Below are 10,883 nucleotides of genomic sequence, written 5' to 3' on the forward strand. Positions count from 1 at the left end.
CGTGTCCGAGCAGCACGTCAAAAGGCGCCTGATCTAGGCGCAAAGCGCAGCCATAGCTTGGCTATGGCGAGCATTTGCAACGACGAGCAGGGGGCTTTTGGTGTGATGAGCCGGCATGATCGAAAAACTCTCAGCCTCTGAGCACTGCGAACCCGGCGTCGATAATGTCGCCGCATGGGCGAATTCGATCTCATCGAGCGGTACTTCACGCGTCCTGCGCGGCGTGCAAGCCTGGGCATTGGCGACGATTGCGCCATCCTCTCCCTCACGCCAGGTGCGCAATTGGCGACATCGAGCGACATGCTGGTGGAAGGACGGCACTTCCTGTCCACGGTGCTGCCCGAACGGCTCGGCCACAAGGCCTTGGCGGTGAACCTGAGCGATCTCGCAGCCTGCGGCGCAACGCCGATAGCGTTCACGCTTGCGCTGGCAATGCCGCGCGCCGATGAGAGCTTCCTCGAGGGCTTCTCGCGCGGACTGTTCGCGCTTGCGGATGAACATGACTGCGAGCTGATCGGCGGTGACACCACCCAAGGGCCTCTCAACATCTGCATCACGGTGTTTGGTGAGATTCCAGCCGGGCAGGCACTGCTGCGTTCGGGCGCTCGAGCGGGTGACGATGTCTACGTGAGCGGCACGGTCGGCGATGCGCGCGTGGCCCTCGAAGTGTTTCGCTCCACGCTGGGCCTGGAAGGCGATGCCTTCGAGTCGGTGCGCCGGGCCATGGAACTGCCGCAGCCGCGGGTGGCTTTGGGTGTCGCTTTACGAGGCATCGCCACGAGTGCGATCGACGTTTCGGACGGGTTGCTCGGAGATTTGTCGCACATCCTGCGGCGATCGAAAGTCGGTGCCACCTTGGATGTCGACGCGATGCCTCGCAGCAAGGTGCTGGCTGCGCAGGCGATGGCGATGCAACGCACGTGCACCCTTGCCGGCGGCGACGACTACGAACTCGTCTTCACGGCAGCGCCCGAGCGCGCTGACGCCGTGCACCAGGCTGCCGCCCGATCGAGAGTGCAGGTGACACGCATCGGCCGGATCGACGCCGCGCCCGGCTTGCGGCTGGTCGACACCTCCGGCGCCGCTGTCGACAATACCTTCGGATCGTTCGACCATTTCCGCTCATGAACGACGCCCTTCACCCTCCCGTTCGAACAGCGCCGCGCAAGCCCACGGTGCGATTTCTGCTGTCGCACCCGGCACACATCGTCGCACTGGGCTTCGGCAGCGGCCTGTCGCCATTCGCGCCGGGTACGGTCGGCACCTTGTGGGCGTGGCTCGCCTTCGTCATGCTTCAACCGCATCTCAACGATTCGCAATGGGCACTTCTGCTTGCGGGTGGTCTCACCATCGGCTGGTGGGCATGCACGATCACGGCACGCAATCTCGGCATCGCCGATCCTTCGCCTGTCGTGTGGGACGAGGTGATCGCCTTCTGGCTGATTCTCTGGCTCGTGACCCCGGCCGGCCTGTGGACCCAGTTCGGCGCCTTCGTGCTGTTTCGTATCTTCGATGCGACCAAGCCAGGGCCCGTCGCATGGGCGGATCAACTCTTCAAAAGTCGCCGCGGGAAGCCCATCGGCTGGTCACAGGGCTTCGGCATCCTGTTCGATGACCTCGTTGCGGCCCTGTGCACCTTGCTGGTCATCGCACTGTGGAGATGGGTGTGAACGAAATCGACCCAAGCATTGCCGCGGATGTGGAATCGCTGGCAGCAGCGCTCAAGTCGCGCGGCTGGATGCTTGCGACGGCCGAGTCCTGCACCGGCGGGCTCATTGCCGCGGCCTGCACCGACCTTGCAGGCTCAAGCGATTGGTTCGAGCGTGGCGTGGTCAGCTACTCGAACGAGGCCAAGACAGAACTCCTCGGCGTGCCGGCCGAGCTGATTGCCCAGCATGGCGCAGTCAGCGGCGAAGTCGTGCGTGCAATGGCCGATGGCATCGTGTCGCGTTCGCGGGCGCACATTGCGGTGGCCGTGACGGGCATCGCAGGCCCAGGTGGCGGGTCACAGGCGAAACCGGTGGGCACGATATGGATCGCCATCGCGCTGCGCGGGCAACCGGCGGCTGCCACGCTCTTGCAACTCAAAGGCGATCGGTCGGCGGTGCGTCAGCAGACGGTGGCCTGGGCCATGCGAGCTCTCAACGTCACGGTGGCTGCGATCTGAAATGAGCATCCTTGTTGCGACCGACCTCGGCGAAATCGAGCTCACAGAGTGGCTGAAGTGCCTGCATGAAGCCATGCCTGGCGAGACGCTGATCACCGACCGCCTCGGGTGGGATGCACAAGACATAGACATCGCGATCGTCGCCAATCCTTCGGAGGGATCGCTGCAGGGGCTTTCTTCACTACGCTTGATCCAGTCGCTGTGGGCGGGGGTCGACAAGCTGCTGGGTGACATCACACTTCCCCCCGAGGTGCCCCTCGCGCGCATGGTCGACCCGGCAATGAATCAGGCAATGGCGCAAACGGCGCTGTGGGCCGTACTCGGCATTCATCGCGGTTTCTTTCGGTACGCGCAACAGCAAAGTGCAAAGGAGTGGAAGCAGCTTCCACAATGTCGCGCCGATGAGGTGACGGTTGCCATGCTCGGCCTCGGCGAGATGGGCCGGACCGTGGCGCAGCGTCTGGCTACCAACGGGTATTGCGTGATCGGATGGAGCAGGAAGCCAGCCCAGGTGCCTGGCGTCGAGTCGCGTCATGGCGACAGCGCGCTTGGGCCGGTGCTTGCGCAGGCGAACATCGTGCTGAACCTCCTGCCCTTGACTGGCGAGACACGGGGAATTTTCGACAGGAAGCGATTCGTGCAAATGCGACGCGGCGCTTCGATCGTGAATCTCGCGCGCGGGGCGCATGTGGTCGACGCGGACTTGCTGGAGGCCCTGGGCACCGGACAGATCGAGCATGCCGTGCTCGACGTGTTCCATGCCGAGCCCCTGCCTTGCGGCCATGCGTTCTGGACGCATCCGCAGGTGACGGTGCTGCCTCATGTCGCCGCCTTGACCGACCCGCGCAGCGCGAGTGCAGTGGTGGCGAAAAACGTGCGTGCGCTTCGGCGTGGATTGCCGCTGCAGCATTTGGTGGATCGGTCGAAAGGATATTGATTCGACCAGTCCTCAGCCCCCCAACGCCAGCCGCGGCACCACCGTCCGCCCACGGGCCGCACCCGGTGACGCCACCGTCCATTGCATCGTCATCAGCACCAGGCGCCTCAAGCCTTCCCAGGCTTCCACCGGCCAGTCCGGATGTTTGAGCCCCTTCACCAGCCCGTCGCAAACCTGTGCCGCATGCAGCAACTGGGCCAGCGCGTTGTCCGTCATCATTGGCACGGCGCGCTCGAAGAGACGCTCCTTCGTGCCCCACACCCGCGCCTCGCGCAGCGCCATCGGCAGCGGCTTGCCGCTTGCCATCGCATCCTTCAGGCGCTTCAATCCGCGGATGTCCTCGGCCAGCGTCCAGTGCACCAGCACAGCCGCTTCGCCTTCGGCGCGCAAACCGTCGAGCATGCGCAAGGCCCGAGACACCTGCCCCGCGAGCACCGCTTCGCCGAGCTTGAACACGTCGTAGCGCGCCACGTTCAGCACTGCCACCTCGATCTGCTCGAAGCTCAGTTCGCCTGCCGGATACAGCAGTGCGAGCTTTTGGATCTCCTGATGTGCCGCGAGCAGATTGCCCTCCACACGATCAGCGAAGAACGCGAGCGCCTGCTGCCCCGCTTCGCCCCCTTGAACCCGCTGTCCTTGCGCCCCGAGCCGCTGCGCAATCCACTGCGGCAAGGCCTTGCGATCGATCGGATCGCAGCGCACCGACACGCCGGCAGCATCTAGTGCAGTAAACCATGCGCTCGCCTGCTGCTGGCGATCGAGCTTGGGCAGGTAGACCACCGTCACCACGTCCTCGGCCAAGGTCTCGCAATAGCGCTGGAGCGCGTCCGAGCCCTCCTTGCCAGGCTTGCCCGATGGAATGCGGATCTCGATCAACTGCTTGTCCGAGAAAAGGCTCATCGCCTGCGACGCGCCGATCAAGCCGCTCCAGTTGAAATGCGCGCCCGACACTGTGTGCACTTGGCGTTCGGTGTGACCGGCAGCGCGCGCCGCGGCACGGATGGCATCACCCGCTTCCTGCGACAGCAAGGGCTCGTCGCCCCAGAGGGTGTAAATCGGACGCAGGCCCTTTTGCAGGTGGGCAGCGAGCTGCTCGAGTCGAACTTGCATCAGGGTGTGGTCACGGCGGCAAGGCGCCGCATCACTTGAGACACGATATCGCTTTGCATGGTGCGCCACAACAGCGCTTCTTCCTGCTCTTTCGCGAGCGCCACGCTTTCGCTGTAGCTCATGTCGCGGCTCAGGAGCAGTTCGGTGGACGGAATCAACTCGCGGCCGTTGGCGGTGCGCAGCTTGAAGACGAAACGCGTGCGGATCTGCAATTCACGCACTTGGCCCGCGGCCGTGCTCGCCACCACGCCGCGCTCGCGCCCGTCCGCGATCGATTCGAGCACCACCTGCGCCTGCGCCTGCGATTCGACGACGGTGGTGGTCTTGCTCGCGTTGATGTTCATGCGCAGCTCTTCCGCCAACGGCGAGCGCGGCGCGAAGCCGGAGAGCGCGATGGTGCGAAAGTGCAGCTCCGGCGAGCGCCGCAACTCGAAACCGCAGCCCGCAAGAGCGCAGGCAGCCAAAACGAGCACCGACCGTCTCGAAGCAGCCACGGGCCGGGTGCTGAGCCGGCCGGGGCAAAGCGAGTGCGACGCCTACATCAAACGACGATGTTGATCAACTGGCGCCCCGGCGGCATGACGATCTTCTTTGCATGCCGGCCCTCGGAGAACTTCGCAAACTCCGGGCTCGCGAGCGCTGCGGCTTCAATGTCTGCCTTGGCGGCCGTCGCCGACACCGTGACTGAACCGCGCAGCTTGCCGTTGACCTGCAGGACGTATTCGATCTCGTCCTGCAGCAAGGCCGCCACGTCGACCTTGGGCCATGCAGCATCGAGCAGATCGCCGTGCACGACGGCATACCCGAGCTCGGCCCACAAGGCATGCGCTATGTGCGGCGCCGCAGGGTACAGGGCACGCAGCAGCACGCTCATGGCTTCACGCAAGGCAGCGTCATCTGCCGGGGTGTCGGTGAGTTCGGCGCCTTCGAGCGCATTGAGCAGTTTCATGGCGCCTGACACAACTGTGTTGTATTGCAGCCGGTCATAGTCGTGGCTGATCTGTCGCAGGAGCGTGTGCACCTCACGGCGCAAGTCCTTGGCGCCGGACGTCAGGCCCTCATGGTGGTACCCGCCGCGCTTGATGCGGTCAGCGTGCTTCACGCCGAAATTCCACAACCGGCGCAGGTAGCGGAAGGAGCCTTCGGCCCCCGTGTCCGACCAGGCCGCGCTCTGGTCAGGCGGCCCCGCGAACATGGTGAACAGCCGGGCCGTGTCAGCGCCGAATCTCCCGATGATGTCGCGCGGCTCGACCACGTTGTTCTTGGACTTGGACATCTTCTCGATGCCGCCCAGTTGCACGGGCTGACCGTCTTCGCGGGCAGTCGCGCCGACCGGCTGGCCCTTGTCGTCAAACTGGACGTCCACTTCGCTGGGGTAGAACCAGCGGAACTTGTTCGGCCCGATTTCGCGGTAATACGACTCGTTGAGAAGCATGCCCTGCGTGAAGAGCTTGGTGAAAGGCTCACCGAAGCTCACGAGGCCGATGTCGCGCATCGCCTTGGTCCAGAAGCGCGCATACAGCAGGTGCAAGACCGCGTGCTCGATGCCGCCGATATACTGGTCCATCGGCATCCAATAGTCGTTGCGCTGGTCGACCATGGCCGTGTCACTGTCGGGACAGGTGTAGCGCATGTAGTACCAGGCCGAATCGACAAAGGTGTCCATCGTGTCGGTATCGCGCTTCGATGGCGCACCGCACTTTGGGCAGGACACATTCAGGAACGATGCGCTCTTGTTGAGCGGGTTCCCGCTGCCGTCGGGCACCAGGTCCTCGGGCAGCAGGACGGGCAGGTCCTTCTCGGGCGCGGGCACATCGCCGCAATGCGGGCAATGGATGATGGGGATCGGCGTGCCCCAGTAGCGCTGCCGGCTGATGCCCCAGTCGCGCAGGCGCCAGGTCGTCTTCTTGCCGCCCAGGTGCTTGTGCTCGAGAGCCTTTGCCACCGCATCGACCGCCACTGGGTAGGGCATGCCGCTGAAGTTGTCGGAGTTGATGGTGATACCGCGCTGCTTGTCACCGTACCAATCTTGCCAATGGTCGTAAGTGAACTCTTCGCCGTCGACTGCGATGACCTGCAGGATGTCGATGCCATACTTCTTCGCGAAGGCGAAGTCGCGCTCGTCGTGCGCCGGCACGCCCATCACGGCGCCATCGCCGTAGCCCATGAGCACGTAATTGCCAACCCAGACCTCGACCGGCTCATCAGTCAGCGGATGCTGAACGTAGAGCCCCGTGGGCAAGCCTTCCTTTTCCTTCAGTGCGAGCTCGGCCTCGGTCGTGCCCCCCTTTTTGCACTGCTCGATAAAGGCGGCGAGCTTCAGATCGTGCTTCGCGGCGTGCGTGGCCAGCGGATGCTCGGCGGCGACCGCGCAGAAGGTCACGCCCATGATGGTGTCGGCACGTGTTGTGAAGACCCACAGCTTGCCGTCCTGGATCAGGTGGCCGGTGTCGTCCTTGATGTCGTGCCGGAAGGCGAAGCGCAAGCCCTCGCTCTTGCCGATCCAATGCTCCTGCATCAGGCGCACGCGTTCGGGCCAACCGTGCAGGTAGTCCGGGCTGGCGGGATCGGCCACATTGGCAAGCAATTCGTCCGCGTATTGCGTAATCGCGAGGTAGTAACCCGGGATCTCGCGCCGCTCGACGGGCGCGCCGCTGCGCCAACCCTTGCCGTCAACCACCTGCTCGTTGGCAAGCACAGTCTGGTCGATCGGGTCCCAGTTCACGACCTGTGTCTTCTTGTAGGCGAGACCCTTTTCGAGCATCTTCAGGAAGAACCACTGGTTCCACTTGTAGTACGACGGGTCGCAGGTGGCGACTTCGCGGGACCAGTCAAAGGCAAGGCCCAGCGGCTGCATCTGCGACTTCATGTCGGCGATGTTGTCGCGCGTCCATTGGGCAGGCGCCACCTTCTTGTCGATGGCCGCGTTTTCGGCCGGCAAGCCGAAGGCGTCCCAGCCCATGGGCATCAGGACGTTGAAGCCCTTCATGCGCAGGTAACGCGCCATCATGTCGTTGATGGTGTAGTTGCGCACGTGCCCCATGTGGAGCTTGCCGCTCGGATACGGCAGCATCGAGCAGGCGTAGTACTTGGGCTTTGCCGTGTCCTCGTTGACGCGGTAGGCGTCGCGGGCGTTCCATGCGGCCTGCGCGGCGCGCTCGATCTCGTCGGGTTTGAAGTCTGGATTCATGGGATAGGCCGCAATGGCACGAATCGGGGAGATCGGGAGCGTCGGCCCCGATTGAAGTCAGCCGATTATAGGAAGCAGCCCCTTCATCCTTTGCATCATGTCCTTGGTGCCTGGCGTTTGCGGGCAGTGGCAAAAAATGCGGTACGTACGCCTATTTGGTCGGCTGCGCCACGAACCCGATCCGGTTCAATCCCGCTTTCTGAACCACGCCGATCAACTCGGCCACCTGCCCGTAGGGCACCGTCTTGTCCGCGCGAAGCTGCACCTCGGTCTGCGGATTCTTCTTGGCCACGTCCGCCATACGCTTGGCGAAAGCCGCGGCGTCCAGCGACTCGTCGCCCACGTACACCTTGCCTTGCGGATCGATCGCCACAGAGACAAAGCTCGGTGTATCAGTCGGCTGCGCTGCATCCGTCTTGGGCAGATCGAGCTTGAGGCTCGAAGTCATCAGCGGCGCGGTGATCATGAAGATTACCAGCAGGACCAGCATCACGTCGATGAGCGGCGTCATGTTGATATCGCTCATCGGCTGCGGGCCGGCGGTGCGTTCAAGGCGTCCGAAGGCCATGGTTGTCTCAGGCAGATTTTTCTGCCGCGTCAGTAAACATCTCGCGCAGGTCGTGTGCGAAGCCTTCCAGATCTGCCTCGCTGCTTGCCACTCGCTTGCCGAAAATGTTGTAGGCGAGAACCGCAGGAATCGCGACCGCGAGACCTGCCGCAGTCATCACCAATGCCTCGCCAACAGGCCCGGAGACGCGTTCGATGGTGATCGAGCCCGCCGCTGAAATGCTGAGCAGCGCGTGGTAAATGCCCCAGACGGTGCCGAAGAGCCCGATGAAGGGCGCCGTGCTGCCGATCGATGCCAACAGCACTTGGCCGAATTGCAACTGCCCCAGCACTGCATGCAAAGCATCACGCAGCCGTCTGGTCAGTTGCGAATCGATATGCCCACGAGCCTCGAGCGTGTTGGCGTTCGGGCTCGCCATTGCGGCGCTGACCAGAGGTTCGAGAACGCCTTCACGGTCAAAGGCGGCCAGTTGTTCGCGCCCGACAGTGAGATCAGACGCCGCCCAAAAAGCGGGCACCGCACGCTCGATGTCCACGCGCACCCGCCGCAGCAGCCAACCCTTCCAGAAAATCACCACCCACGCGCTAATCGACATCAGGAGCAGCAGCGCCGCGACGCTTCTTGTTATCGCGTCGCCTTGCTGCCAGAAATGCTGGAAGCCGCTCATCGGTGGCCCTTCCTCTTGGAAATCAGGATCAGAGGCTGAGAGTTTTTCGAGCGTGCCCGAGCAGCACGTCAAAAGGCGCCTGATCTAGGCGCAAAGCGCAGCCATAGCCGGGGCTATGGCGAGCATTTGCAACGACGAGCAGGGGTCTTTTGGCGTGATGAGCGGGCATGATCGAAATACTCTCAGCCTCTCAGATGCCCAGGACCTCGTTCATGCCGAAGATCCCCTGGGTTTTCGTGGCGAGAAAGCGCGCAGCGCGCAGGCTGCCCTGGGCATAGACGACGCGGCTGGAACTTTTGTGCGTGATCTCGATGCGCTCGCCGGTACCCGCGAAGAGCACAGTATGGTCACCGATGATGTCTCCGCCGCGAACGGTGGCAAAGCCGATGGTCGATGGATCGCGCTCGCCCGTGATGCCTTCGCGGCCGTAGACGGCGCATTCCTTCAAGTCGCGTCCGAGCGCCTTCGCCACGACCTCGCCCATCGCGAGCGCTGTGCCGCTGGGTGCATCGACCTTGTGGCGATGGTGCGCCTCGATGACCTCGATGTCGAAACCTTTGTTGAGCGCTCGAGCCGCTGTTTCGAGCAACTTGAGCACGACATTCACGCCCACGCTCATATTGGGCGCCATCATCACGGCGATGTGCTTGGCGTGCTCGGCGATTTGCGCCTTCTGCGCATCGGAAAAACCAGTCGTGCCGATCACCACCTTCACGCCCATCGACTCGCACGCGGCCAGATGCGCCAACGTGCCTTCAGGGCGCGTGAAGTCGATCAGCACCTGCGAATTCGCAAGACCCGCCTTCAGATCGGAGGTAATCGCCACGCCGCCGGCCTTGCCGAGAAAGGCCGTCGCGTCGTGTCCGATGGCTGGCGAGCCCGGCACATCAAGGGCGCCAGCAAGAACCACATCGTCAGCCGCGCTCACGGCCTCGATGAGCATGCGACCCATGCGTCCGGATGCTCCTGCAATTGCAATTCGTAGCGCATCCATCATCGCGGCTCGAGGGGAGGATAGGCCCGGGGCGGCGTTACAGCGGAGGCCGCGGCTTCGGGGGCTTCGACCTTCGCCGGCAGCGGCAAGGCCTTGATCTGTTGTTCGTCCAACGCAAGCGGCGGTGCGTTGCGATTGGTCTTGAATGTATCGATGGAAGCGACGAAATCGCGCTCCGCCGGCAAGGCCCCGCCGGTATCGATGCTCTTGAGCGTCTCTCCGTCGAACAGCACCACCACGCTGCGGCGCTGCGGCTCGGCGCCTTGGCGACGGATGGTGAAGACGTAATCCCAGCGGTCCTGGTGGAAGACGTCGGTCAGCAAGGGGGCGCCGAGAATGTCGCGCACCTGAGCGCGGTTCATGCCGGGCTTGATGGCGTCGGCCTGCTCTTTGGTGACGACATTCCCTTGCACGACTTCGACCCGGTAGGGTGTGACGACGCCGAGGAAGTTGTCCGAGGACTGGAGGTTCTTGCACCCGGCGAGCATCGCGGCCAACGCGGCGAAGACCAGGCAAAACGGAACGGAAAGCGAACGCATGGTGACGGAAATGGGAACGCCGGCAGCGGGCGCCAACCTCGATATGATGAATGATTCTAGCGGGTGGGCCGGTTTCGCCCGCTTGGCTCCGGAGCCTCCATGACACACGCCGACGAACTCAAGAGCAGCGGGCTGAAAGCCACCCTGCCCCGCATAAAGATCCTCGAGGTCTTCCAGAACTCGACCCAGCGCCACATGACGGCGGAAGACGTGTTCAAGGTCCTGCTGGCAGAGGGGTCCGACGTGGGCCTCGCCACGGTTTACCGCGTGTTGATGCAGTTCGAACAGGCGGGGCTCTTGTCGCGCAACCATTTTGAGACCGGGAAGTCGGTGTTCGAGCTCAACGAGGGCAAGCATCACGACCACCTCGTGTGCATGGATTGCGGGCGGGTGGAGGAGTTTTACGACGCGGAAATCGAGAAGCGGCAGAAAGCGGTGGCTCAGACGCGCGGATTCGAATTGCAGGAGCACTCGTTGTCGCTGTACGCGGCCTGCACGAAGAAGAATTGCCCGCACCGCGTGCACAAGTAGCCAGGGGTTGTGTTTCGTCGCGCCCCATCCCGGTTGCTCCCAGGCCACGAATTCAGGATTTGGCCCGGAATAAGTTCCCGTTTTGGGGGCGCTGGGCGGGATGCGATGCAAGGCGCTCCTCACTTGTGTGGCGAGCCACACAAGTGAGGAGCAACGCCGCAGCGCGCCCGCCCAGCGCCC

At 63.6% G+C, this 10,883-nt stretch carries 12 protein-coding genes; 5 read left to right on the top strand and 7 right to left on the bottom strand.

Annotation, left to right across the window (positions count from 1 at the left end):
• Positions 1–174: 174 nt before the first annotated feature.
• The 4 genes from thiL to AC30NL_RS11460 are packed head-to-tail and all read left to right on the top strand — an operon-like array spanning position 175 to position 3,104.
• Positions 175–1,128: a thiamine-phosphate kinase gene (thiL, locus tag AC30NL_RS11445; protein ID WP_489464124.1), complete on the top strand. Its 954-nt coding sequence runs from the start codon at positions 175–177 to the stop codon at positions 1,126–1,128.
• Complete coding sequence (locus AC30NL_RS11450) at positions 1,125–1,670, top strand: phosphatidylglycerophosphatase A family protein (RefSeq protein ID WP_489464125.1); 546 nt, start codon at positions 1,125–1,127, stop codon at positions 1,668–1,670. Before thiL ends, AC30NL_RS11450 begins: the two co-directional genes overlap by 4 nt.
• Positions 1,661–2,167: a CinA family protein gene (locus AC30NL_RS11455; protein WP_489464126.1), complete on the top strand. Its 507-nt coding sequence runs from the start codon at positions 1,661–1,663 to the stop codon at positions 2,165–2,167. Before AC30NL_RS11450 ends, AC30NL_RS11455 begins: the two co-directional genes overlap by 10 nt.
• A 1-nt stretch (position 2,168) precedes the next feature.
• Complete coding sequence (locus AC30NL_RS11460) at positions 2,169–3,104, top strand: 2-hydroxyacid dehydrogenase (RefSeq protein ID WP_489464127.1); 936 nt, start codon at positions 2,169–2,171, stop codon at positions 3,102–3,104.
• 12 nt (positions 3,105–3,116) lie between these two features.
• On the opposite strand, the gene holA is transcribed toward AC30NL_RS11460, so the two are convergent.
• The 7 genes from holA to AC30NL_RS11495 all read right to left on the bottom strand — a co-directional run bounded on the left by holA (position 3,117) and on the right by AC30NL_RS11495 (position 10,172).
• On the bottom strand, positions 3,117–4,214 hold the full coding sequence (holA, locus tag AC30NL_RS11465) for a DNA polymerase III subunit delta (RefSeq protein WP_489464128.1): 1,098 nt from the start codon (positions 4,212–4,214) through the stop codon (positions 3,117–3,119).
• On the bottom strand, positions 4,214–4,687 hold the full coding sequence (locus AC30NL_RS11470) for an LPS-assembly lipoprotein LptE (protein ID WP_489464129.1): 474 nt from the start codon (positions 4,685–4,687) through the stop codon (positions 4,214–4,216). Before AC30NL_RS11470 ends, holA begins: the two co-directional genes overlap by 1 nt.
• A 68-nt stretch (positions 4,688–4,755) precedes the next feature.
• Complete coding sequence (gene leuS / locus AC30NL_RS11475) at positions 4,756–7,404, bottom strand: leucine--tRNA ligase (RefSeq protein WP_489464130.1); 2,649 nt, start codon at positions 7,402–7,404, stop codon at positions 4,756–4,758.
• Between the two features lie 151 nt (positions 7,405–7,555).
• Entirely contained in the window at positions 7,556–7,972 is a 417-nt protein-coding gene (locus AC30NL_RS11480) for an ExbD/TolR family protein (protein WP_489464131.1), read from the bottom strand.
• A 7-nt stretch (positions 7,973–7,979) separates the two neighbouring features.
• Positions 7,980–8,639, bottom strand: coding sequence for a MotA/TolQ/ExbB proton channel family protein (locus AC30NL_RS11485; protein ID WP_489464132.1), 660 nt, complete (start codon positions 8,637–8,639; stop codon positions 7,980–7,982).
• Positions 8,640–8,829: 190 nt separating this feature from the next.
• Complete coding sequence (gene dapB, locus AC30NL_RS11490) at positions 8,830–9,636, bottom strand: 4-hydroxy-tetrahydrodipicolinate reductase (RefSeq protein WP_489464133.1); 807 nt, start codon at positions 9,634–9,636, stop codon at positions 8,830–8,832.
• A complete protein-coding gene (locus tag AC30NL_RS11495) occupies positions 9,633–10,172 on the bottom strand; it encodes an outer membrane protein assembly factor BamE (protein ID WP_489464134.1) in 540 nt (179 codons plus the stop codon). The genes dapB and AC30NL_RS11495 overlap by 4 nt, the downstream gene beginning before the upstream one ends.
• A 99-nt stretch (positions 10,173–10,271) precedes the next feature.
• Between AC30NL_RS11495 and fur the strand changes: the two genes are divergently transcribed.
• Positions 10,272–10,703 (top strand): ferric iron uptake transcriptional regulator, encoded by a 432-nt coding sequence (gene fur / locus AC30NL_RS11500; protein WP_489464135.1) that lies wholly within the window; start codon positions 10,272–10,274, stop codon positions 10,701–10,703.
• Positions 10,704–10,883 lie beyond the last annotated feature (180 nt).

Source organism: Rhizobacter sp., from assembly GCA_021153565.1.
Classification (GTDB): Bacteria; Pseudomonadota; Gammaproteobacteria; order Burkholderiales; family Burkholderiaceae_C; genus Albitalea.